Source organism: Nonomuraea sp. NPDC048916 (assembly GCF_040649575.1).
GTDB lineage: Bacteria > Actinomycetota > Actinomycetes > Streptosporangiales > Streptosporangiaceae > Nonomuraea.
In genome coordinates, this window is record NZ_JBEZFS010000013.1 from 11,620 (window position 1) to 34,031 (window position 22,412).

Annotated in this window: 20 protein-coding genes; 9 read left to right on the plus strand and 11 right to left on the minus strand. The window is 70.5% G+C overall.

What is annotated here, in order from left to right:
* The first annotated feature begins 125 nt into the window (after positions 1-125).
* Together AB0C16_RS15780 and AB0C16_RS15785 are read left to right on the plus strand one after the other, a co-directional pair.
* The gene (locus tag AB0C16_RS15780; protein ID WP_357683104.1) at positions 126-938 is read left to right on the plus strand and encodes a hypothetical protein; all 813 of its coding nucleotides are present in this window, start codon (positions 126-128) and stop codon (positions 936-938) included.
* Between the two features lie 648 nt (positions 939-1,586).
* Positions 1,587-1,961 carry an STAS domain-containing protein gene (locus AB0C16_RS15785; RefSeq protein ID WP_357683107.1) on the plus strand — a complete coding sequence of 125 codons (375 nt, stop codon included), beginning with the start codon at positions 1,587-1,589 and terminating at the stop codon, positions 1,959-1,961.
* Here the strand turns inward: AB0C16_RS15785 and AB0C16_RS15790 are convergent.
* The 4 genes from AB0C16_RS15790 to AB0C16_RS15805 all read right to left on the minus strand — a co-directional run bounded on the left by AB0C16_RS15790 (position 1,867) and on the right by AB0C16_RS15805 (position 8,115).
* A complete protein-coding gene (locus tag AB0C16_RS15790) occupies positions 1,867-4,134 on the minus strand; it encodes a terpene synthase family protein (RefSeq protein ID WP_357683110.1) in 2,268 nt (755 codons plus the stop codon). The genes AB0C16_RS15785 and AB0C16_RS15790 overlap by 95 nt on opposite strands.
* Positions 4,134-5,522, minus strand: coding sequence for a family 2B encapsulin nanocompartment shell protein (locus AB0C16_RS15795; RefSeq protein ID WP_357683717.1), 1,389 nt, complete (start codon positions 5,520-5,522; stop codon positions 4,134-4,136). Before AB0C16_RS15795 ends, AB0C16_RS15790 begins: the two co-directional genes overlap by 1 nt.
* 35 nt (positions 5,523-5,557) lie before the next feature.
* Positions 5,558-6,964: a family 2B encapsulin nanocompartment shell protein gene (locus AB0C16_RS15800; protein WP_357683112.1), complete on the minus strand. Its 1,407-nt coding sequence runs from the start codon at positions 6,962-6,964 to the stop codon at positions 5,558-5,560.
* A gap of 101 nt (positions 6,965-7,065) precedes the next feature.
* Entirely contained in the window at positions 7,066-8,115 is a 1,050-nt protein-coding gene (locus AB0C16_RS15805; protein WP_357683114.1) for a polyprenyl synthetase family protein, read from the minus strand.
* 189 nt (positions 8,116-8,304) lie between these two features.
* On the opposite strand from AB0C16_RS15805, the gene AB0C16_RS15810 reads away from it, so the two are divergent.
* The 3 genes from AB0C16_RS15810 to AB0C16_RS15820 all read left to right on the plus strand — a co-directional run bounded on the left by AB0C16_RS15810 (position 8,305) and on the right by AB0C16_RS15820 (position 11,401).
* Positions 8,305-9,612: an FAD-binding oxidoreductase gene (locus AB0C16_RS15810; protein ID WP_357683116.1), complete on the plus strand. Its 1,308-nt coding sequence runs from the start codon at positions 8,305-8,307 to the stop codon at positions 9,610-9,612.
* A 102-nt stretch (positions 9,613-9,714) separates the two neighbouring features.
* Positions 9,715-10,281, plus strand: coding sequence for a DUF4142 domain-containing protein (locus AB0C16_RS15815; RefSeq protein ID WP_357683118.1), 567 nt, complete (start codon positions 9,715-9,717; stop codon positions 10,279-10,281).
* 79 nt (positions 10,282-10,360) lie between these two features.
* Positions 10,361-11,401 (plus strand): NAD-dependent epimerase/dehydratase family protein, encoded by a 1,041-nt coding sequence (locus tag AB0C16_RS15820; RefSeq protein ID WP_357683120.1) that lies wholly within the window; start codon positions 10,361-10,363, stop codon positions 11,399-11,401.
* 10 nt (positions 11,402-11,411) lie between these two features.
* Here the strand turns inward: AB0C16_RS15820 and AB0C16_RS15825 are convergent, their stop codons facing one another.
* The 5 genes from AB0C16_RS15825 to AB0C16_RS15845 form a co-directional block, all read right to left on the minus strand.
* Positions 11,412-11,798, minus strand: a complete 387-nt coding sequence (locus AB0C16_RS15825; protein ID WP_357683123.1) for an STAS domain-containing protein — start codon at positions 11,796-11,798, stop codon at positions 11,412-11,414.
* Positions 11,799-11,922: 124 nt separating this feature from the next.
* Positions 11,923-12,288 (minus strand): STAS domain-containing protein, encoded by a 366-nt coding sequence (locus AB0C16_RS15830; protein WP_357683125.1) that lies wholly within the window; start codon positions 12,286-12,288, stop codon positions 11,923-11,925.
* Entirely contained in the window at positions 12,285-13,595 is a 1,311-nt protein-coding gene (locus tag AB0C16_RS15835; protein WP_357683128.1) for a GAF domain-containing SpoIIE family protein phosphatase, read from the minus strand. The genes AB0C16_RS15830 and AB0C16_RS15835 overlap by 4 nt, the downstream gene beginning before the upstream one ends.
* A 142-nt stretch (positions 13,596-13,737) precedes the next feature.
* Positions 13,738-14,910, minus strand: coding sequence for a glycosyltransferase family 4 protein (locus AB0C16_RS15840; protein WP_357683131.1), 1,173 nt, complete (start codon positions 14,908-14,910; stop codon positions 13,738-13,740).
* Positions 14,907-15,746, minus strand: coding sequence for a sulfotransferase (locus tag AB0C16_RS15845; protein ID WP_357683133.1), 840 nt, complete (start codon positions 15,744-15,746; stop codon positions 14,907-14,909). The genes AB0C16_RS15840 and AB0C16_RS15845 overlap by 4 nt, the downstream gene beginning before the upstream one ends.
* Before the next feature lie 132 nt (positions 15,747-15,878).
* Between AB0C16_RS15845 and AB0C16_RS15850 the strand changes: the two genes are divergently transcribed.
* The 4 genes from AB0C16_RS15850 to AB0C16_RS15865 all read left to right on the plus strand — a co-directional run bounded on the left by AB0C16_RS15850 (position 15,879) and on the right by AB0C16_RS15865 (position 20,018).
* Positions 15,879-16,445, plus strand: coding sequence for a DUF6624 domain-containing protein (locus tag AB0C16_RS15850; protein WP_357683136.1), 567 nt, complete (start codon positions 15,879-15,881; stop codon positions 16,443-16,445).
* Between the two features lie 41 nt (positions 16,446-16,486).
* Positions 16,487-17,239 carry a metallophosphoesterase gene (locus tag AB0C16_RS15855; RefSeq protein ID WP_357683138.1) on the plus strand — a complete coding sequence of 251 codons (753 nt, stop codon included), beginning with the start codon at positions 16,487-16,489 and terminating at the stop codon, positions 17,237-17,239.
* A 245-nt stretch (positions 17,240-17,484) separates the two neighbouring features.
* Positions 17,485-18,993 carry a M20/M25/M40 family metallo-hydrolase gene (locus AB0C16_RS15860; protein ID WP_357683141.1) on the plus strand — a complete coding sequence of 503 codons (1,509 nt, stop codon included), beginning with the start codon at positions 17,485-17,487 and terminating at the stop codon, positions 18,991-18,993.
* A 206-nt stretch (positions 18,994-19,199) separates the two neighbouring features.
* Positions 19,200-20,018, plus strand: a complete 819-nt coding sequence (locus tag AB0C16_RS15865) for a DUF1206 domain-containing protein (RefSeq protein WP_357683143.1) — start codon at positions 19,200-19,202, stop codon at positions 20,016-20,018.
* 209 nt (positions 20,019-20,227) lie between these two features.
* On the opposite strand, the gene AB0C16_RS15870 is transcribed toward AB0C16_RS15865, so the two are convergent.
* Together AB0C16_RS15870 and AB0C16_RS15875 are read right to left on the minus strand one after the other, a co-directional pair.
* A complete protein-coding gene (locus AB0C16_RS15870) occupies positions 20,228-21,646 on the minus strand; it encodes an aspartate aminotransferase family protein (RefSeq protein ID WP_357683146.1) in 1,419 nt (472 codons plus the stop codon).
* Between the two features lie 106 nt (positions 21,647-21,752).
* A complete protein-coding gene (locus AB0C16_RS15875; protein ID WP_357683148.1) occupies positions 21,753-22,385 on the minus strand; it encodes a TetR/AcrR family transcriptional regulator in 633 nt (210 codons plus the stop codon).
* Between the last annotated feature and the right edge of the window lie 27 nt (positions 22,386-22,412).

Here is a 22,412-nt window from a genome sequence, read left to right on the forward strand (position 1 = left end):
GGCTTAGCGATTATTAGTTGCGATGTCCGGTGCTGCGCGGGATCGTTATTCGCGCATCTCGCAACCTTGTGAGAGTGGTTTCAGATGACGCGCGTCACGCGTTGATTCCAACGAAGGAGAAATAAATGATGCGTCGCATTCTCGCCGGTGCTGCCATCGCTGGCTTCGTGTTCGGGTTCACCGCCACGAGCGCCTCGGCGGACGCCGGCCCCTACCCGGTCAACCCCAACTGCCAGACCGGACGTCAGGTCACCTGCCAGACCTGCCAGAACACCGGCGGGCAGACCACCACCGGTCGTCAGACCACGTGCCAGAACACGGGCACCCAGACCACCGGCACCCAGACCACCGGCACCCAGACCACCGGCACCCAGAACACCGGTCGTCAGACCACCTGCCAGAACACGGGCACCCAGACCACTGGCACCCAGAACACCGGCACCCAGAACACCGGTCGTCAGACCACCTGCCAGAACACGGGCACCCAGACCACGGGCACCCAGACCACCGGCACCCAGACCACCTGCCAGAGCACGGGCACCCAGACCACCGGTACCCAGACCACCGGCAGCCAGAGCACCGGCCGCCAGTCCGACTGCCTGACCAGCAGCCTTACCGGCAGCCTTACCGGCAACCTGAGCAGCGGCCTGAGCACCGGCTGCCAGACCGGCACCCAGAGCACGGGCGCCCAGAGCACCGGTCGCCAGTCCGACTGCGTGGGCACCGGCATCCTGATCGGCCGCCAGGCCGACTGCGCGGCCGACATGAACAACGGGGTCATGAACAGCGGCAGCCAGCTCGCCAGCCAGTGGTCGGCTCTGAACAACCTCACCGCGCTGAACAACGTCCTCAACGACTCGGTCAAGTACATCGACGTGCTCACCATCGCGCACCTCGAGGACGTCGGTGTCAACCTGCTGAACAACGTCAACAACTAGGACCCCCGATCGGCGGTCCGAACGGCGGCAGCACCGGCTGATGGCGGCGGTGCTCACCCCGACGGAACCGACGGTGTCGGTGGGACAGCGCACGTACAGGCAGAGCCTGGCCCGGCACCCGCGCGGCCACGAGCACGAGCCCGGCGATGATGAGCGGCCGGAGGAGATCGTGCCGTACGCCGGCGGCAGGGCCACGGCGACGGCCACCGACGGTGTCAGGCGGACATGGCCGCCGGGACGGCTGGGCCGTCCGGCGGACGGTGGCGGCAACGATGATCACGAAGCCCGGCAGGCGGATCCGGGCCTGTGTTCAGCACCTCCGCCACGAACGTCGACCAGGGAGTCGTAACGCCCGGCTGGGATCGAGGTCGCCCCTCGCCCAGCCGGGCGTCTTCGCGTCGGGCCAAGGACGGCGAGCGCCGGCCGGGCCGCAAGCGGCCGAACGGCGGTCGGGCCGCAAGCGCGACTGATCGTGATCTCCCTCTAATACCACCTTTTTATTGCGAATATCACGAAACAAAACACCTTTCGTGTAATCTGGTTGCGGGTTATCGTCAGATGCCGATGGCGGTCATCCTCACCAGTGGCAGGGCCACTGGGCTGTCCGGAGACAACCCCCACGCTCGTAGAAGAGGGGGTGTGAGGCCGGTGAGCGATGACGCGGACGTCACGCATCAGCTGATCTACGAGGACGGCCTCGTCCGGATCACCCTGACCGAGGTGACGGACCCTCCACTCCTGACGCTCGTCGGTGAGATCGACGTGACCAACAGCGAAGAGCTGCTCAGGGCGCTGACGCGCTGCCGCCGGGGCTGCGGCCAGGTCACCGTCGACACCGGCGCGCTGGCCTTCATCGATCTGTCCGGGCTGCGTGCGCTGATCATGCCCACCGTGCCCCCATCTGAGTGCTGGATACGGCTGCACAACGTCACGCCGTACCAACGCCGGCTGCTGACCCTGATGGGGTGGTACTACCGGCTGCACCCGGAAGCGGGCGGCACGGCCTTGCGGGTGCAGCCGTAGCGCCGGGGACGATGGTCGCGGCCGAGGTGCCGAGGCCGATCGGCCCCCCCAGCCGTCGCCGTGGCGGCTGGTGGTGGCGGCGCAGGGAGCTCTCGTCGTAGCGCCGGCAGTCGCGGTGCCAGACCAGGATCCCCGACATCCAGTTCTCCAGGTCGCGAACGTAGCCGCCCAGCACTTCGCGAGCCTCCTCCGACAGCTCGAAGTCGTCGTACAGGACGGGCAGCTCGTGCTCGGCCACGTGCTGGAACTGGCGCATCCGCGACGCCATCAGGTCGGCCACGACGTCCAGCGCGGCCGGATAGTCGCAGTCGAAGAAGTTCTGCACCACGAGGACGCAGTTGTGCACCTCACCCTCGAACTCGATCTCCTTCTGGTACGAGTAGACGTCGTTGAGGAGGCCGGCGTAGTCCATCGCGGAGCCCTCCAGCGATCGCATGGGGCCGCTGTCGTAGACCTCGCGGGGCACCACGTCGCCGTGGCCGAGGCGGCACAGGCTGGCCGTGAGGTCGGCGCCGAACGTCTTGCGGCGCATCTCGATGTAGTCGACGGGGTCGGGGACGCGGTTGAGCGCCTGGTTGTCCAGCTCCCACAGCCAGCTGTCGATCATGTCCTCGACGGCCGTGCGGAACCTGCGGCGAGCGCCGGGCTCCATCGGCCCCGCCGTACGGGACCACAGGTCGGCGAGGCCGCGTTCGAGCGCGCTGGCCGGCGCGGGGAGGGCGGAGCCGTCGAGTGGCATGAACGCGCGCAGCCGTTCGACGGTGACGCGGGCGGCGGCCAGGTTGCGGGTGCGGCCGAAGACGACGGGGAAGTAGTCGTCGCCGTAGGTGCCCCAGGCCAGCCAGGCCGACGACAGGTCGAGCTCCTCCGGGGAGGCGTCGGGGTGGATGCCGGCCGCGCACAGCGGCAGGTCGTAGTCGGCCATCTTCTGCTCGTCCCAGACGGCCGAGCCGCTGACCCCGGGCTGCGCCTCCAGGATGCCCATCTCGTGGGCCCAGGCGATGACGTTCGCGCGTGAGCGGTCGAGGTGGGGCGAGAGCCGGTGCTCGAAGGGCATGGGCAGCTCGGGAATCCGCGACGGGCCGACGGGCTGGTGCGGGACATGGGTGAACGAGCGGATCCGCTGGGCGCCGAGCAGGGCGGCGATCGACTTCGGGCCCAGGCCGTCGCCCGTCCTCGCGCGCTCGTTCATGTAGCGGCTGGACCGCATGTGCCATTCGTGGCCGCCCGACTGCCAATCCTGGAGGCCCTTGACGTAGGCCAGCACGCCCGCGCAGGAGAGTGGGTCCAGGCCGTGCTCCAGGAAGAGCGGGCCGAGCTCGGTGAGGGTGGTGTGCTCGAACTGCTGCAGCCGTGAGGTGAGCAGGTCGTTGACCGCGTCGGCCGCCTCCTGGGTGGTGCAGCCGAGGAACGTCTCCAGGACCAGGACCCCGTTGCTCAGCTCGCCCTCGTCGTCGACCTCGCGCTGGTAGGAGAACAGGTCGTTGCGCAGGTGGACTCCGTCGGAGAACGCGTCGCGCAGCACCCGCATCGGCCGGGAGCCGGCGATGCGCGCGGGCACCTCCGCCCCCACGGCGTGCTCGATCAGCCCCGCCGACCACGGCGCGCCGCCGACCTTGCGCCGCATCTCGATGTACTCGACCGGGTTGGGCACCCGGTGCGCGTTGATGTTGGACAGCTCCCAGAGCGACTCGTTGAGCAGATGGCGGGTGCTCTCGGCGAAGCGCGCCCGCCAGTCGGCCGAGCGGGCGGGCACCGTGCGGGCCCACAGGTCGGCCAGCCCGGCCTCCACCGGGTTGGCCGGCTCGGGCAGGCCGCCGGTCAGCTCCATGGGCATGAAGGCCGGCAACCGGTCGAGATAGGCCTTGCCGCCCTCGCGGTCGCCCGACCGCTTGAAGGTCTCCAGGAAGTGGTCGTCGAAGAAGAACACCCACACGTACCAGTCGGTGATCAGGCACAGCTCGGGCCCGTCGCAGTCGGGATGTGTGTAGGCGCACAGCAGGGCGTAGTCGTGGGCGCGAAGGTCGTCGACGGTCCAGATGCCCGAGCCCTCCAGCATCCCCATGTCGCGCGCCCAGCGCTCGGAGTGCTCTCTGGCCTCCTCCACGTGGGGGTTGAGCCGCGCGGGATACGGCAGGTAGAAGTCGGGCAGTTCGAACGGCTGATCGCTCATCAGGTGGCTCCGATCTCGACGTGGTCCAGCATGCCGAGCGCGTCGGGCACCAGGACCGCGACGGAGTAGTAGGCGCTGACCAGGTAGGTGACGATGGCCCGCTCGTCGATGCCCATGTCGCGGACGCTGAGGCCGGGCTCCCGCTCGCCGGGCAGGCCGGTCTGGTGCAGGCCGACGACGCCCTGATCGGCCTCGCCCGTTCTGAACGCGAGGATCGAGGTGGTGCCGTGCCGGGTGACCGGGAGCTTGTCGCACGGCAGGATCGGCACGCCGCGCCAGCCGGACACCACCGTGCCGGCCACGTCGACGGGCTGCGGGTAGACGCCACGGCGGCTGCACTCGCGGCCGAAGGCGGCGATGGCGAGCGGGTGGGCGAGCAGGTAACGCGTCTTCTTGCGGCGGGTGAGCAACTCGTCGAGGTCGTCGGGCGTGGGCGGGCCGCTGCGGGTGGACAGCCGCTGCCGGGGGTCGACGTTGTGCAGCAACCCGAAGCCGGGGTCGCTCAGCAGCTCGCGCTCCTGCGACTCGCGGACCGCCTCGATGGTCAGCCGGAGCTGCTCCGCGGTCTGGTCCATCGGCTCGCTGAACAGGTCGGCGACCCGGGTGTGCACCCGGAGCACCGCCTGGGAGACGCTCAGCTCGTAGACGCGCGGGCTGAGCTCGTAGTCGACGAAGGTGCCCGGCAGCGTGGGCTCGCCCCGGTGACCGGCGGCCAGCTCGACGGCCGCCTCGCCGTACTTGTTGCGCGGTCTGGCCTTCGCGGCGCGATGACGTGCGAGGTGGGCCTGGAGTGACGGCGAACGGTTCGCCGCCACCCGGAACACCTCCCACGGCAGGGCCAGCACCGTGCACGGGGTGCGGGCCTCCAGGGTGAACGCCCAGCGCGCGTGCGGCGACGGGGGGTCGGCCCCGGCGTGGTCGCCGTCGGACAGCGTCGCCCGCACGACGCTGTCGCCGTACTGGCCGGTCTGGAGTTTGGCGGCTCTGCCGTGAGCGATCAGGAGCAGGCTGCCGGCCGGCTCGCCCGCTCGCGCGATCGTCTCGCCCCGGCCGAACTCCCGCTGCTCGAACAGCCCGGCGAGGGTCTCCAGCATCCCCTCGTCGTCGAACCCGCGCAGCAGCGGGAGCTCGGTCAGGCTCGGCGGGACCACCCGCACGCGCGGGCCCGCACTCATGAAGCTCACCCGGCCGCCGCCCACCGGGTAGCTGAGCCGTCGGTTCACCCGGTAGCTCCCGCCGGCCACCTCCACCCAGGGAAGCACCCGCAGCAGCCAGCGCGGGGAGATCTCCCGCATCTGCGCGGCCGTCTTGGTCGTCGTGGCGAGCGTGCGCGCCGCCGCGGTGTCCAAGCTCAGCCGCGTGTCGCTCGACTGGTCCCACTCCGTCAAACCGAACACCACCAATCCCCAGACCCGATGCCTACCTAGTCCTCGCGGCCGATCTCGACGTCCTCGAGGACGCCGAGCGCGTCGGGCACCAGGACGGCGGCCGAGTAGTAGGCGGTGACCAGGTAGGAGATGACGGCCTGCTCGTTGATGTTCATGAACCTGACCGACAGGCTCGGTTGGTACTCGTCGGGGATGCCCGTCTGGTGCAGGCCGACGACCCCTTGGTTCTCCTGCCCGGTGCGCATGAGCAGGATCGAGCTGGTGCGGGTGCCGGTGACCGGGATCTTGTTACACGGGAAGATCGGCACTCCGCGCCAGGCCGGCACCCGGTGCCCGTTGACCTCGCTGGACTGGGGGTAGAGCCCCCGCTTGGAGCACTCCCTGCCGAAGGCGGCGATGGCCTGCGGGTGGGCCAGGAAGAAGGCCGGCTCCTTCCACACCTTGGACAGCAGCTCGTCGAGGTCGTCGGGGGTGGGCGGGCCGGTGCGGGTGCGGATGCGCTGGCTGAAGTCGGCGTTGTGCAGCAGGCCGAACTCCCGGCTGTTGATCAGCTCGTGCTCCTGCCGCTCGCGCAACGCCTCGATGGTCAGCCGGAGCTGCTGGTCGAGCTGGCTCATCGGCTGGTTGTAGAGATCGGAGACCCTGGTGTGGACCCGCAGGATCGTCTGCGCCACGCTCAGTTCGTACTCGCGGGGGCTCGACTCGTAGTCGACGAACGTGCCGGGCAGTGTCGGCTCGCCGGAGTGCCCGGCCGACATCTCGATCGCGGCCTCGCCGTAGTCGTTCTGGGCCTTGCCGCCGCTGTCGCGCAGCCGGTCGAGATGTTCGCGAAGCTCCGGCGACCGGTCGAGGACCTGCTGGAAGTCCTGGCGGGACAGGGTGAGCACGGTGCACGAGGTCACCGCCTTCGCGGTGAATTCGAACCGGCCGGGGTCGGTCAGCAGCCCCTCGCCCAGGTAGTCGCCGTCGGCCAGCACGCCGAGGTTCTGCTCGTCGCCGTAGGCGCCGTGCCCGACCTTGACCACCTTGCCGTGCGCGATCAGGACGAGCTGGTCGACCGGGCCGTCCTCGGCGACGATCGCCTGGCCGGGCTCGCATTCGCGCTGGGTGAAGCGGTCGGCCAGGGCCTCCAGGATCTCCATGTCGTCGAAGCCGCGCAGCGGGGGCAGCTCGGTCAGCTCCGCGGGGATGACCCGGACCTCCGCGCCCGTCGTGGTGAACGTGATCCGGCCGTCTCCCAGGGTGTAGGTCAGCCGCCGGTTGACCCGGAAGACGCCGCCGGCGGTCTGCACCCACGGCAGCAGCTTCAGCAGCCACCGGGAGGTGATCTCCTGCATCTGCGGCGGGGTCTTGGTGGTCGTGGCGAGATTGCGCGCGGCGTCGGTGCCGAGGCTGAGCTGCTGCTGGTCGTTGGGCGCGGTTGATTCGGTCGTTTCGGTCATGCTGCACCACCCATCTTCATCTGTTGGCCTGGCCTGGGGTTGCTGGAACGTTCCATGGCGTACGGGAACGCCGGTGGCGCTCGGGCGATGAGCTGCTCCTTCTAGCGGTCGCGGTGGGCGAGCTGGACGGCGAGCACGGTCAGCGCGCTGCGCGCCTCGGGGGCGAGCGGCGCCAGCGCGAGGGCATCGGTGGCCACCCGGACGCGGTCGTCGATCATGTCCTCGACCTCGCTCAGCGCGCCTGTCGCGCGGATGATCTGGCGCAGCTCGGCGGCCTGCTCCTCGGTGAGCTCGGGGTGGCCGTGCCAGGCGCGCAGGTAGGACTGCTGGGCGGGCGTCGCCCGGTGCACGGCGTGCGCGAACAGGACCGTGTGCTTGCCCTCGCGCAGGTCGTCGAGCGCCGACTTGCCCGTCTCGGCCGAGGAGCCGAACGTGCCCAGCACGTCGTCGCGGAGCTGGAACGCCTCACCCAGTGGCAGGCCGAAGCGGGAGTAGGAGTCGAGCAGCTCGGGCGGCGCGCCGGCCAGCGCGCCGCCTATCTGCAGCGGGCGCTCGACGGTGTATTTGGCCGTCTTGTAGCGGATCACCGTGAGCGCCTCGCGTACGGTGGCGCCGGACCGGAGCTGGGCCAGCATGTCGAGGTATTGGCCGCTGATGACCTCGCTGCGCATGGCGTCGAACAGGTGGTGCGCGGCGCGCAGCCGGACGGGCTCGACCCCGCAGGAGGACAGCAGGGCGTCGGACCAGGCCAGGCTGAGGGTGCCGAGCAGGATGCCGCCGGCCTGGCCGAAGTTGTCGGCTCCCGGCCCCTGGTGCAGCCGGGAGAGGCTGCGGTGGACGGTCGACTGGCCGCGGCGCAGCTCGCTGCCGTCCATGATGTCGTCGTGGATGAGCAGCCCGGCGTGGCACAGCTCGAGCGCCGCCGCCGCGCTGATGATCTCGTCGCAGTCGTCGCCGCCGGCGCCGCGCCAGCCCCAGTAGCACAGTTGCGGCCGGATCCGTTTGCCGCCGTTGAGGATGAAGTCGGTCAGCAGCCGGTAGGCCGCCACGACGTCCGGATCGCTGATGGGGGCACGCCAGGATTCGAGGAAACGGGCCAGCCGATCGTCAATGCGTGGTCCGACAAGATTCTGAGTGAAGCCGACCGTCATGGCACAACACTCCTCCCGCAAAGCTTTCACTACGAGTAGTTACTCATCCAATACGGAGTGTGTAAAGCCTCTGGAGTAGCTGGAGTAATGATCGGTCCCAGCAGTCACACGTGCGGGCACGGGTGTCGAGAATCCGGCTCCCGCTCCGACCAGGTCGCGAAAGCGCTCCCGACCTGGAGGGAAACCACGATGACCGCACATCCCACGCTCGGCGAGGTCGTCCGTCCCGGCGACGAGGACTATGAACGGCTGCGACGTACCTTCGCGCACATCGGCAGCCCGGCCTACGTCGTCCGGTGCGAGGACGCCGCGCGGGTGGCGCGGGCGATCGCGTTCGCCCGCGAGGAGGGGCTGCCGCTGTCGGTGCGCGGCGGCGGCCACAGCGGTGCCGGGTTCGGCACCAACGACGGCGGCCTGGTGATCGACCTGTCGCCGATCGACCGGGTCGAGGTCGTCGGCGGTCCCGGGCACCTGGTGCGGATCGGCGCGGGGGCCCGCTGGGGTGAGGTGGCGCGCACGCTGGCGCCGCACGGCCTGGCCGTCTCCTCCGGTGACACCTCGACCGTGGGGGTGGGCGGGCTGATGCTGGGCGGCGGGATCGGCTGGCTGGTGCGCAAGCACGGGCTCGCCCTGGACCACCTGGTCGCCGCCGAGGTCGTCACGGCCGACGGCCGCGTCGTGCGGGCCGACGAGAAGGAGCACGCCGACCTGTTCTGGGCGCTCCGCGGCGGCGGGGGCAACTTCGGCGTGGTGACCACGTTCGAGGTGTCCGCCCGGCCTCAGGCGGAGGTCACGTTCGCGCGCGTCGCCTATCCGGCGGACACCGGCGCCGCCGCCGTGCTCAAGGGGTGGCGCGACGTCATGCGGGAGGCGGGCGACGACCTCACCACGATCGTCCACGTGCTGCCCGCGTTCGGCGACGGGGCGCCGGCCATGATCATGATCACCGCCTGCCACGCCGGGGACGATCCCGCCGCCGTCGCGCCCCTGATGAAGCTGGGCGAGGTGCTGAGCGAGGAGATCGCCACCGTGCCGTACGCGCAGGTGCTGGAGGAGCCGTCCGAGCTGCCGCCGGCCTGGCGGCCGCTGGTCCGCAACAGGTTCGTGCCGTGCTTCGCGGACGAGCTCGCCGACGCGGTCGCGGCCGCCGTGGGCACGATCCCGATGATGCTCTTCGAGCTGCGCGCCCTGGGCGGCGCGATGAACCGCGTGCCCGCCGGGGCCACCGCGTTCGCGCACCGTGACAGCGAGATCATGCTGTCGACGGTCGTGCTGGGCGCCCCCGAGGACCACGAGCCGCTGCTGGGCGACTTCGAGGCCCTGTGGCGGATGCTCGGCCCGCACACCGCGGGCGCCTATGGCAACTTCCTGACCCGGATCACGCCCGACGACCTCGCCGCCACCTATCCGGCGGAGACGTATGAGCGGTTGGCGGCGGTCAAGCGCGTCTATGACCCGGGCAACCTTTTCCGGCTCAACGCCAACGTCCGCCCATGAGGTGTGTGGCAGGCGGCTGAAGCGCTGGACGCATTGACTACTCGGCGTATAGGGAGAGTGTCTATTCGTAGTCAACGCATGCTTCAGACCAATGGGGATCCCATGTCCACTCGCCGCTCATGCCTGAGCCTGCTCACCGCCGCCCTGGCCGTCACCGCCTCCGCCGGGTGCGGAGGGGCCGTCACCACCGCCGGGACGGGCCTCGCGGCCGCCTCGCCCACGGCCACCGCAACGGTGCAGCCCTCCGACCGTGACAAGGTCTGGCTGCGCAGGATCCACCGGGGCAACCTCGCCGAGATCCAGGCAGGCCGGCTCGCCGAGAAGAAGGGCGCGACACAGCAGGTCAAGTCGATCGGCGAGATGCTGGTCAAGGACCACGGCGAGTTCGACACGAAGCTCGTGGAGCTCGCCGAGACGCTGCGGGTGAAGCTGCCCGAGGGCCTGACGGAGGCCCAGCGCGAGCAGGCCAAGAGGCTGGAGGCCGCCTCGACGGGCACGTTCGACCGTGAGTTCGTGTCGCAGATGACCGCAGCGCACAAGGTGGCGATCGCCGCCACCAAGCAGGAGATCGACCGGGGGTCCTCTCCCCAGGTCGTCGAACTGGCCAAGTCGGCGCTGCCCGCCGTGGAGGACCACCTGTCCCTGCTGGAGAAGGCGGCGGGCTCCTGACGCCGTTCGCCGTCGAGCCATCGAGGTCAGCGCTCGAAGCGTACGGTTTCGGGCCACCGAGCAGGGGCAGCGGGGACGCATGAAAGTGGTCGTGGTGGGGGCGACGGGAAACGTCGGCACGAGTGTGGTGCGTGCGCTGGAGGCCGACAGCGACGTGACCTCCATCCTCGGCGTCGCCCGGCGGATGCCGGGCTGGCGTGGCGGACGCACCGAGTGGCGGCGGGCGGACGTGGTCACCGACGACCTGACGCGGATCTTCGACGGCGCCGACGCGGTGGTCCACCTGGCCTGGCTCTTCCAGCCGGCCCGGGACGCCACCGTGACCTGGCGGGCCAACGTGCTGGGCAGCATGCGCGTCTTCCGGGCGGTGGCGGAGACGGGGGTGCCCGCCCTGGTGCACGCCTCGTCGGTCGGCGCGTACTCGCCGGGGCCCAAGGACCGGGCGGTGGACGAGAGCTGGCCGACCCACGGCTGGCCGGGAGCCGCGTACGGCCGGGAGAAGGCCTATGTCGAGCGGGTGCTGGACGTCTTCGAGCACGATCATCCGGGCATCCGGGTGGTGCGGATGCGGCCCGGTTTCATCTTCAAGCGGGAGGCCGCGACCGAGCAGCGGCGCCTGTTCGCCGGCCCGCTCGTGCCCCGGCGGCTGATCCGGCCCGGCCGGGTCCCGTTCGTGCCCGACATTCCCGGTCTCCGCCTGCAGGCCCTGCACGCGGACGACGCGGGTGAGGCCTACCGGCTGGCCGTCACGCGGCCGGTCAGCGGGGCGTTCAACCTGGCCGCCGATCCGGTGCTCGACCCGGGGGAGCTCGCCAGGTTGCTCGGCGCCCGGACGGTGCCGGTCTCCGCCTGGATGGCCAGGAGCGCGGTGGCCGCCGGCTGGCATCTGCGCCTCCTGCCCACCGCGCCGGGGCTGCTGGAGCTGGCGCTGCAGATCCCGGTGATGAACGTGGGCCGCGCCCGCGACGTGCTGGGGTGGACACCGAGGCACACGGCGGGTGAGGCCGTGCGGGAGCTCGTGGAGGGGCTGCACGACGGAGCCGGGCTGGACACGCCGCCGCTCGCCCGGCGCGGCGAGCCGGCCGCGGAGATCGCCGCGGGCGCCGGGGTGTGGCCGTAGGGCCCGCCGGTCAGGCCACGCTGTCACCGTTGTCGGGAGCGGGTGTGGGTGGGGCGAGGACGGTGGTGAGGGCTTCCGCCACCGTCGGGTGCACGGGCAGGTGGGCGTCGATCCGGGTGATCTGCACCATCCGGGCGGGCATCGGCCGGAGCGCGGCCAGTCGGACGCTGCCGCCCTGCCGGGTGCCGTAGGTGTAGGCGTTGAGCAGCACCCGTAACCCCGAGCTGTCGAGAAAGCACATCTCGGTCAGGTCGAACACGAGGTGGTCGTCGGGCCGCCGACGCGACTCGTCGATGAAGCTCTCCAGCCGGCTCGCGTTGGTGGCGTCGAGCTCACCGCCCACGGCGATCACCGTGACGCCCGGGAGGTGCTGGCAGGCGTAGGTCAGCAACGACATCTGGTGCCCCGGGGGTCGGGCAACGGCCCTGGACTGTAGGTCGCCATGGACGAACGATAGCCCTTCGGGTCGCGGCGATCGCCCTGCGCGGGGGCCCGGATTTCCGGCAGGACGGCGGGGCCGGTCAGCCGCTTTCCTTCACGGCGGCGGTCGCCTGCTCGGCGCTCGGATACAGGGGGAACGCCTGGGACAGGCCGGTCATCCGGAAGATGCGTTCGAGCCGTGTGGTCAGCCCGGCAAGGGCGATCGAGCCGCCACGCTCCAGCATGAGCTTGCGGAAGATGAGGAAGACCCGGATGCCGGTGGAGTCGCAGAACTCCAGGCCGCTCAGGTCGAGCACGAGGTTGAGGTGCTCGGGCGCGAGGACGGCCTCGATGTCGGCGCGGAGCTCCGCGGCGTTGATGTAGTCGAGCTCGCCGGTCAGGGACAGCACGCAGATCCCTGTGGCGGCGTCGGCCGAGACCTGCGTCATGTGAACTGGTGCGGTCACCGGGAGTGCCTTTTCACGGTCGGAGGTACGGTCAGGGCCAGGACGGCCGTGTCGTCGGTCAGACCGGGGCCGAATGTGGACAGTGTGTCCTCGAACCTCGCCACCATGGCCTCGGCGGGACGCCCGGCGAGCTTGGCGGCCAGGCCCATCAGGCTCTCCTCACCGTACATGTGCCCGGCTCGGGTGCGGGCCTCGGTGAGCCCGTCGGTGTAGAGCAGCAGCCCGTCGCCGGGTTCCAGCCGGGTGCTCGCGACGGCGAAGTGGGCTTCCGGCAGCAGCCCGACCAGCATGCCGCCCTGGGTGTGCAGGGCGTCGACGGTGCCGTCGGCCCGCACCGCCAGGGCAGGAGGATGCCCGCCGCCGGCCAGGGTGACCTCGACCCCGTCGGGGCCGGACGTGAGCACGCCGTACACGACCGTGCAGTAGCAGGGATCGGCGCCGAGATACTCGTCGAGCAGTACGGCGTTCAGGTTGGCCAGCGCGGCCCGTGGGTCGCCGTCGTAGACGGCGGCGGCGCGGAGGGTGTGCCGGGCCAGGGCGGTCACCACGGCCGCCTCGGCGCCCTTGCCGCACACGTCGCCGAGGAAGAACGCCCAGCGCTCCTCGTCCAGGCGGAACACGTCGTAGAAGTCGCCGCCCACCTGGTCGGCCGAGGCCACGTGGTAGAGGGTGGCGATGTCCAGCCCCGGCACCTTCGGCGGCGACGGGGGCAGCAGCACCCTGCGCAGCGTCGAGGTCAGCAGCTCCAGCCGGCGGCGTTCGGCCTCGGCCTGTTCGCGCAGGCTGCGTTCGCGGGCGAGCATGTTCATCACCGACAGGCGCCGCTCCAGCTCGCCCGCCACCATGGCGGCCAGGTCGGCCAGGGTCCGCATCTCCTGGTCGGTGACCTCGCGCGGCCGGTCGCCCAGCACGTTGACGGTGCCCAGCCGGTGGCCGTCGGCGGTGATGATCGGCGCGGCGGCGTAGAAGCGCACCCCGAGCTCGCGCACCGCAGGGTTGCCGGTGGTCCGCGGATCGGTCAGGGCGTCGGTCACGGTGTAGGGGGCCGGCTGCTGGATCGCCGACACGCACAGCCCCGGCTCGCGGCCGATCTGGGAGACGCCCTCCGGCAGGCCGGTCCGCGCCTTGAACCAGACGCGGTCCTCGTCCACGATCGTCACCGAGGCCATGGGCACGCCGAAGATCCGGGAGGCGAGCAACGCGATCCGGTCGAAGGTGCCGTCGGGTGGAGTGTCCAGGATCCGGTAACGGCGAACGGCCGCCAGCCTCGCCGTCTCAACCTCGGGATCGATCAGCGTTGCCGTCATATGGTCGCTGTCACCGTTTTCTTTAGGAGTCTCCTCGAAAGTGTACTAAAACCCCATATGTACCTGATGTGTCTTAGTAATGTAGATTATTTCGCTTCAACACTGCATATTTCGAGGAATGTCGCCGGTAGAACTCCGGTGGCTAGCGGGTCCAGTGGGTGTCGATGATCGGCTCTCCGGCGAGGAGCTCGGAGAAGAGGTCCTCCCACACCGGCATCACGACGTCGGGTGCGTAGTTTCTGGCGGTTCGCGCCGCCGCCGCGCCGATCCGCAGACGGAGCGCCCGGTCGCCCATGAGCCGGTCGAGGGCCGCGGCCAGCCCGTGGACGTCCTCCGGCGGCACGAGCAGCCCGTCGACCTCGGGCGTCAGCACGTCGCGCGGACCGGTCGGGCAGTCGAACGCCGCGACCGGCAGGGCGTGGCCCATCGCCTCGATCATCACCATCGGCAGCCCCTCGAAGCGTGACGACAGCGCGTAGATCGACGCCTTCGCCAGCTCCTGGTCCAGCCGCTCGGTGCGGCCCATCAGCCGGACGCTGTCGGCCAGGCCGTGCTCCTCGACGAGCGACGCCAGCGTGTCCTTCTTCGGGCCCGAGCCGAAGATGCGCAGCTGCCAGCCGGGGTGGCGCCGGACGGCGGCGGCGAACGCGGGGATGAGCAGGTCGTAGCCCTTCTGCCGGACCAGCCGGCCGGCCGTCACCACGATCGGATCGGTCTGCCGCGACGTTTCGTGGGCCAGGTGGACGGCGTTGGGGATGCGCACGATGGGCGTGCGGGGCAGCAGGTCGCGGTATTCGCGCTGGTTGGTCTTCGTGAGCACGACCACGGCGTCGAAGCGGCCGTAGTGGCGGGCGATCTCCTTGCGGACCGGCTCGGGATAGGCGGCCAGGTTCATATGGTCCTGCGCCACCCGGATGACGCCCCTCGGGGTGCGGCGCGCGGAGATCAGGTTGAGCGCCGGCCGGGTCGTCACCAGGATGCCGTCGCCGAGCCCGGACACGTAGTCGATGACCGCCTTCTCCACCCGCTCGGTGAAGTATTCGGCGGCGAACTCGCCCCACGGGACCATCTTGCCCCGCAGCCGCCGCCACACCTTGCGGCCCAGCGAGTCGGTGAGGACCCCCTCGCGCTGGTCGACCAGCGTCACGATCTTCACCCGGGAGTCGAGGCCGAACTGTGGAGCGTTCCGCCGGCGGATGACGCTGACGATCTCCACCTGGTGGCCGAGCGCCGCCATGGCGCCCGCCTGGTTGAACACCGTGCGGATCGTGCCGCCCAGTCCGTAGGCGTGCAGCAGCAGGTAACGGATCTTCACAGGTAGCCCCAGCTCCTGCACATCGGCTTGAGGATCTCGGGGATCTCGTCGGGGTTCGGGAGGTCGCGGCCGGGCTGCACGGTGCCGGAGCGGATCTTGTCCTGCCAGTCGCCCAGGCCCTTGCGGATTACGTCCGGCCGGCCGTACTCGAGCATCTCGGGAGCCCAGGGGATGCGGAGGAACTCGCAGATGGCCCGGGTCTCGCGCTCGGGATCGGCGGTCAGGCTCTCGTAGCGCACGGTCAGGCCGGTGAGCCCTTTCTGCGCCCGCCGCACCGCCTTCATGTAGCGCAGGGCGTCGGCCGTGGCCTCCGGACGGGTCCGCTTGTCGGGGGCGGCCTCGTACCAGGAGGTGGCGATGGAGGCGGGGTGGCGCAGCAGGAAGACGAAGCGCGCGTCCGGCCAGCAGGTGGCGATGCGCTGGTAGGCGAAGGCGTTGGCCGGGGTCTTGTCCACGATGTACTGCTTGCCGCTGCGTGCCAGCTCGCGGTGGAGCACGCGGTCCCACAGCAGGTGTTCGAGGTCGGACTGGTTGTGGCCGAGCGCCTTCATCGCCTGGCGCGCCAGGGACGTGCCGAAGCCGACGGTCAGCCGCCGCACGTGCAGCTCGTGCGGCGCGTGCAGGAGCGGGTGCGCGTCGAGCATCGCGCGCAGCAGAGTGGAGCCGGATCGTACCGGTGACAGGATGAACACCGGCTCCGTGAGCAGTCTGTCGGTGGCGGGATCCGCGGGCGGCCTGACCGTGCTCTCAGGGGGTGGCGTCGCCTTCTTGACCCGCTCGAAACGGACACCCGCGTATTTGCCGAGTGCCTCGTTGAACCTCGTCTGCCAGGTCATGCGGAAGGAGGTTACCCAGAATTCCTGGGCATTCCCTGGGAGCCGCCTCTCGCTGGAGTTTCGGTTCGCCTGTACTTTCGTGGTGAGGTTTTCCGGCGGTTCGTGGTGAGATCTCCGGCAGAAGGACTCGACATGCGAGCGATGGTGCCGTGGCTCCTGGTGACGCTCTTCACGGTCTCGATGGTCTCGGCCTGCGGCGCCGCGCCCCGTGAGCCGGAGCTGAGGAGTGAGCTCTTGCGGATGCTCGACCGCGACCAGGCGTTCAGGACCATGGAGGCGCCCGAGGCGCAGTGGAGGCGGGTGGAGGAGGCCAACACCCTGCGCATGAAGCAGATCGTCGACGCGTACGGCTGGCCCGGCTGGTCGCTGGTCGGCGAGGACGGCGCCACGGCGGCGTGGGCCCTGGTCCAGCACTCCGATTTCGACCTCGAGTTCCAGCGCAAGGGGCTCGCCCTGATGCGGAAGGCGGTGGGCGAGGGCGACGCCGAGCCGAGCGAGCTGGCCTTCCTCGAGGACAGGGTTCGGGTCGCCGAGGGCCGGCCGCAGGTCTACGGCACCCAGTGGGAGATGTCGCCGGAGGGCGAGTGGCGGCCCCGGACGCCGATCGAGAACGAGGCCCGGGTGGACGAGCGCCGGGCCGAGGCCGGGATGAAGCCGCTGCGCGAGTACCTGCGCGAGTTGCGGAACGTCGCCGGATGAATCGCCTTTTGCCGGACGAACCAGGGTGAAAGGATCTGGCCATGATCGTTATTGCCCATCTCAGCGACACGCACCTCGACGGCACCCCACGCAGCATCGAGCGGACGCGCAGGGTGGCGGAGTTCGTCGACGGCCTGCCGTACGACTTCGACGCGGTGCTGATCACCGGCGACATCGCCGACCACGGCCGGGCGGCCGAGTACGAGGACGCGCGCAAGCTGCTGGACTTCCGGCACACCACGCTCATCGGCCCGGGAAACCACGACGACCGCGCGGAGTTCCGCCGGGTGCTGCTGGACGAGCCGCCCAGCACGGCCCCGATCAACCAGGTGCACCGCACGCCCAAGGCGGTCTACGCGCTGTGCGACTCCACCATCCCGGGCGAGGACGCCGGTCACCTGGCCGACGAGACGCTCGACTGGCTCGCCGAGGTGCTCGACGACACCCCGGCCGAAGTCCCGGTGTTCGTGGCCTTCCACCACCAGCCCATCTCCCTGCACCACGCGGGCATCGACCCCATCGGCCTGCGGGAGCCCGACCGGCTCGCCGAGCTGGTCGGGCGGCATCCGAACATCGCGGCGGTGCTGTGCGGCCACTGCCACGCGGCGGTCGCCTCCGACTTCGGCGGGCGTCCGCTGCGGGCGGCTCCGGGCGTGGTCTCCAGCCTGAAACTGCCGTGGGAGCCGGGGGAGAGTCTCGCCGACGACATCGACTACGACACTCCGCCGTCGCTGGCCTTCCACATCCTCGACGACGACGGCCGATTCCTGACCTACTACCGCGTCATCGCCTGACCGGGCCGCTGCGGCCCTGACCCGCGCCGGGACGGCTTGCCGGAACCGGCTGGGATGGTTTGCCGGATCTATCGGTGAGGGGAAGAACTCCTCACCGATGTCCGGATCATCGTAACCTTCGGGGATTCGGGCACCGGTCGCCGCTTACAGGTTGGGCACTAGCCGGGCCTTGATTGTGGGGTTAAGTTCCAATAAGCGCTGTCTCGGGGGATCTTGCAGCGCATTGGTGTCGTTGGAGGATCCACATGCGCTTTTCCCTCATGAAGGGCGTGACGGCCGTGATCGCGGCCCTCGCCCTTCCGTTGGCCCTGGCGAGTCCGGCCAACGCCGGATCGCTCGATGACGGCTTCGCCAAACTCCTGGTGAAGCAGGTCAAGGGCACTAACGTGACAAAACACCTGAACGCCTTGCAGGCCATCGCCAACGCCAACGGTGGCACCCGCGCGGCGGGCACGCCGGGCTACGACGCTTCCCGCGACTACGTGGCGGACAAGCTGCGAGAGGCCGGATACAAGGTCACCCTGGACCCGATCGACTTCGTCGAGGGCTGGACCGAGAACAACCCGCCCACGCTGGAGATACCCGGACAGAAGACCTACGCGCCGAACGAGGACTTCTTCACCTTCCAGCCCTCACCCGCCGGTGACGTGACGGCCCAGGTCCAGGGAGTGGACCTGACCCTCCCGCCGACGCCCACCCCGACCTCCACCAGCGGTTGCGAGACGTCGGACTTCGCGGGCTTCGTCCCCGGCAACATCGCCCTGATCCAGCGCGGCACCTGCGCGTTCGCCGCCAAGATCCGCAACGCCGGGTTCGCCGGCGCCTCCGGCATCATCGTCTTCAACGAGGGCCAGCCCGGCCGCACCGACGCCTTCCCGCTGGACATCGGCGAGTGGCGGGCCGGCGTGCCGATGGTCTTCGCCGACTTCGCGGTCGGCAACGAACTGGCGGCCACACCGGGCACCACCGTGCGGCTCAAGGTCGACGCCACGCTGCAGCTGGGCACCAACCACAACGTGATCGCCGAGACCCGCGGCGGCGACCCGGGCAAGGTCGTGATGGTGGGCGCCCACCTCGACAGCGTCCCGGTCGGCCCCGGCATCAACGACAACGGCTCGGGCAGCGCGGCCATCCTGGAGACGGCCCTGCAGATGAAGAACTTCCCGGTCAAGAACAAGGTCAGGTTCGCCTTCTGGGCCGCCGAGGAGATCGGCCTGCTCGGCTCCGACCAGTACGTCGAGGAGCTGCCCCAGGCACAGCGCGACCGGATCAAGGTCTACCTGAACTTCGACATGGTGGCCTCGCCCAACTACGCCTACAAGCTGTACGACGGCGACGACTCCGACGGAGAGGGCAGCCCGGCCGGCCCGCCCGGATCGGCCCAGATCGAGAAGCAGCTCGAAGCCTTCTTCGACGGCCGCGGCCTGGCCCACGTCGGCACCGACTTCGACGGCCGGTCCGACTACGGTCCGTTCATCGCCGTCGGCATCCCCTCCGGCGGCATCTTCACCGGCGCCGAGGGCATCAAGACGGCCGAGGAGGCGGCCCTGTTCGGCGGGACCGCGGGCGTCGCCTACGACGTCTGCTACCACCAGGCGTGCGACACGACCGCGAACGTCAACGCGACCGCGCTCGACGTCAACGCCGACGCGATCGCCGACTCGACCGCCAGGTACGCCTTCAACCTCGGGTCCATCCCGGCCCGCGACGACGCCGCCGCGGCGGCCCGCATCGCGGTGAAGTCCGCCGGCTGATCTCGGCTCCAAGGAAGAGGGCGGTCACCCCGGTGGCCGCCCTCTTTCGTGCCGTGGCGAGCGCGCGCCGTTCGCTTTCCCGCGCTGCTCCGCGGGCGGCCGGACGGGTTCCCGCCGTGGTCAGCGGTCGGATGCGGTCACCGGAGGCCTACAACGTCGGTTTCGGGGCACTTTGGGGTTCCTTGACCGACACTTGAGGAGGAACGGTGAGCACTGCGGAGCAGGCCGGACGCCAGGCGCAGGCCCTGGCACGCCGGGCAGCCGACCATCCGGCACTGGACCGGCTCGCCAGAGTCGGCCTGGCGTGCCGCGGGGTCCTGTACGCGCTGATCGGGGTGCTGGCGGTGCAGATCGCCCTTGACGGCGGCAAGGAGCAGGCCGACAAGGGCGGTGCGATCGCCGCCGTGGCGAGCCTGCCGTTCGGGGAGGTGATCCTGTGGATCATGGTGGTGGGCTTCGTCGCCCTGGCGCTGTGGCAGGGCACGGAAGCGCTGTTCGGCGGTCTCAAAACCGCTGACCGCGCCGAGGCGGCGTTCCGGACCGGCGTGTACGTGCTGGTCTCCATCACGCTGCTGACGATGCTGCTGGCCGGCAAGGCCACGTCCGACGACAAGAAGTCGCAGGACGTGACCGCGAAACTGCTCGAACTGCCGGGTGGCCAGCTGATCGTCGGTCTCATCGGGCTCGCCGTCATCGGCCTGGGCGTCTACTGGGTCCACTCGGGGATCAAGAAGAAGTTCCTCGAGGAGCTCGAGCTCGGCCGGATGTCGCCGCGCGCCCGCTCGGTGATGGAGCGGCTCGGCATGGCCGGCTACATCGCCCGCGGCGCGATCGCCGGGCTGGCCGGGATCTTCGTCGTCCAGGCGGCCATCACCTTCGACCCGGACAAGGCCGGCGGCATGGACCACACGCTCCGGGCGTTCGCCGGCACGCCGGTCGGGCCGTGGCTGCTGGTGCTGATCGCGCTCGGCCTGCTGCTCTTCGCCGGCTACTGCTTCGGCGAGTCGCGCTGGCGCCGCACCTGACCGCCGACCGGCTGGTGGCCCCACCTCACCGGGGTGGGGCCACCCATCCGGACGACCGGGTCGGGCGGCACCCGCTCGTCGGAGTCGAGCTCGGCGGCGGGCTCGATGACCGGCTCGGCCTCACCCGCCTCGAAGCCAGTGCTGCGTCGTTACATCCGTGAGCGGCGGGCGGTCAGGTGACCACCGGCCCGTCGTTCACGGCGGCGGTCCTACTGGTAGATCACGGAGAGGAACCTCACCAGGATCGCCTCGCGGGTCGCGGCCGGAAGGGCGTCGAGAACGGCGTTGACCACGGCCATCTCCGGTTGCCCGGCCCCCGGCCGGAGGTCCACGCCGACGGAGGCGGCGAGCTCGGCGAAGGTGGCGTCGTCCAGGGCGTCCAGGTCCAGCCCGGCGATCAGGTCGACCAGCCCCTCGGGAAGCTCGGCCGGGCCGCGCAGCCGGGCCGCCTCGGCCGACTCGGCGATCACCTGGAGCATCGCCTCGACCCCGGCCAGCGTCACGCCGGTCACCGTGATGTGCAGGTTGGCCGGGATGCCCGCGTAGGACAGCTGCGGCTGCAGGAACCAGCCGCGGGCGCGGGCCTCGTCGGCCAGCGTGAACACGTCCACGTCGGTGCCGCGGAAGGCGATGAGCGACGAGTCCCCCCGGCCGAGCACCTCCAGTCCGGGGATCTCGGCGATGCCCTCCCGTAACCGGGTGGCGGCGCGCAGCGTGGCCCGCCCGAGCTCCACGTAGCCCTGCCGCCCCAGCGCGCGCAGGGTGGCCCACGCGCCGCCGAGCGGCCCGGCCGACCTGGAGCTCTGCACGGTGGCGTTGATGATCGTGTAACCGGGCCAGGCCGCCGAGGCGAAGTACGCCTTACGCCGCATCGCCGGGTCGGCGAACAGCAGGACCGAGGCGCCCTTGGGGGCGTAGCCGAACTTGTGCAGGTCGCAGGAGAGCGAGGTGACGCCGGGCACCGACAGGTCGAACGGCGGCACGTCCGCGCCCGCCTCGCGCAGCCACGGCAGCAGCCAGCCGCCCACGCACGCGTCGACGTGGCAGGGCACGTTCGCGGCGGCGGCCACGGCGGCGACCTCCTCGATCGGGTCGACGACACCCTGCGGGTAGGAGGGCGCGGAGGCGACCACCAGCACGGTGTCCTCGTCGATCGCCTCCTTGACCGCCGGCACCAGGACCTGGTACGTCCCGAGGTCCACCGGCACCGGGCGGACGGCCACCCCCAGGTAGTGCGCCGCCTTGTGGAAGGCGGGATGGGCGGTGACGGGAAGCACCAGGTTGGGCCGGTCGCGCCGGGCCGCGTCGCGGGCCGCCTTCACCGCCAGCATGATCGACTCGGTGCCGCCGCTGGTGAAGACGCCGTGGCCGCCGCCGAGCAGGTCGGCCACCGCGCCGACGACCTGCTTCTCCATCTCGACGATGCTGGGGAAGGCGGTCGGGTCCAGGCAGTTGACCTCCAGCATCTCGAAGTAGGCGCGGGCCGCCGCCTCGTGCACCTCGCCACGCCCGGTGTCGTAGACGTAGGCCGTGACCTGGCCGCCCCGTACGGGCAGGTCGTGCTCCTTGAGCCGGGCGACTTCCGCCAGCAGCTCCTCGACGGTCGCGCCGGTGTCGGGCAGGTTCACGTGTTCTCCTTCACTCCGACGTTCTCTTTCGCCCGCCGAGCTCTTTCGCTCCGCCGAGTTCCATGACTCGGGCGAGCCGGCCGTACCAGACGGCGAACGGCAGTGCTCAAGGGATGTCACCGGGCAGGAGGAGCATGCGGTGCACCATCTGGTGCGTGTGGGCGCGGAAGCGGCGCAGTTCGAGCCGGTCGTCGCCGGCCCGGCGGTCGCCCTCCTCGTCCAGCACGCCGCCCTTGGCGAAGCCGTGCACGCACCAGATGACCGTCCACACGGCGTATTCCAGGTCGACCGCGCGGTCGATCACCCCGTCGACGACCGCGGGCCGCAGCGCCCTCGTCACCGCGGAGTGCAGCGGTTGCACGTACTGCCGTTCCAGCTCGGTGACGTCCCTGGCGTCGGACAGCCAGCGGTGCATCCACAGCGCGGGCACCTCGGGGTTCTCCACGCAGAAGTCGATGTAGTCGTCGACCACCCGGTGGATCGCGATGACCGGGTCCGCGTCCGACAGGTTGGCCAGGGACGCCTCCAGCATGGACCGTTCGGCCTGGTGGGCGCGCTCCATCACGGCCAGGTAGAGCTCGCGCTTGCCGCCCATGTGGTAGTTGACGGTGGCGATGTTCAGACCTGCCGCGTCGGCTATCGCCCGGGTGGAGGTGCCGTCGTAACCGAGTGCCGCGAACAGTTGCGTGGCGACCTTCAGGATTAGGGCGACTTGCCCGCGGTTGTCGGCAGATGTCATGTCGAGAAGGTAGTTCCCGTGCCGAAG

Excerpts from the sequence above, each read along its gene's own strand:
- AB0C16_RS15790 (WP_357683110.1), bottom strand. The coding sequence starts at position 4,134 with ATGAGCGATCAGCCGTTCGAACTGCCCGACTTCTACCTGCCGTATCCC.
- AB0C16_RS15780 (WP_357683104.1), top strand. The coding sequence starts at position 126 with ATGATGCGTCGCATTCTCGCCGGTGCTGCCATCGCTGGCTTCGTGTTC.
- AB0C16_RS15805 (WP_357683114.1), bottom strand. The coding sequence starts at position 8,115 with ATGACGGTCGGCTTCACTCAGAATCTTGTCGGACCACGCATTGACGAT.
- AB0C16_RS15855 (WP_357683138.1), top strand. The coding sequence starts at position 16,487 with ATGATCGTTATTGCCCATCTCAGCGACACGCACCTCGACGGCACCCCA.
- AB0C16_RS15835 (WP_357683128.1), bottom strand. The coding sequence starts at position 13,595 with ATGACGGCAACGCTGATCGATCCCGAGGTTGAGACGGCGAGGCTGGCG.
- AB0C16_RS15860 (WP_357683141.1), top strand. The coding sequence starts at position 17,485 with ATGCGCTTTTCCCTCATGAAGGGCGTGACGGCCGTGATCGCGGCCCTC.
- AB0C16_RS15800 (WP_357683112.1), bottom strand. The coding sequence starts at position 6,964 with ATGACCGAAACGACCGAATCAACCGCGCCCAACGACCAGCAGCAGCTC.
- AB0C16_RS15820 (WP_357683120.1), top strand. The coding sequence starts at position 10,361 with ATGAAAGTGGTCGTGGTGGGGGCGACGGGAAACGTCGGCACGAGTGTG.
- AB0C16_RS15815 (WP_357683118.1), top strand. The coding sequence starts at position 9,715 with ATGTCCACTCGCCGCTCATGCCTGAGCCTGCTCACCGCCGCCCTGGCC.
- AB0C16_RS15845 (WP_357683133.1), bottom strand. The coding sequence starts at position 15,746 with ATGACCTGGCAGACGAGGTTCAACGAGGCACTCGGCAAATACGCGGGT.
- AB0C16_RS15850 (WP_357683136.1), top strand. The coding sequence starts at position 15,879 with ATGCGAGCGATGGTGCCGTGGCTCCTGGTGACGCTCTTCACGGTCTCG.
- AB0C16_RS15810 (WP_357683116.1), top strand. The coding sequence starts at position 8,305 with ATGACCGCACATCCCACGCTCGGCGAGGTCGTCCGTCCCGGCGACGAG.
- AB0C16_RS15825 (WP_357683123.1), bottom strand. The coding sequence starts at position 11,798 with ATGTCGTTGCTGACCTACGCCTGCCAGCACCTCCCGGGCGTCACGGTG.
- AB0C16_RS15875 (WP_357683148.1), bottom strand. The coding sequence starts at position 22,385 with ATGACATCTGCCGACAACCGCGGGCAAGTCGCCCTAATCCTGAAGGTC.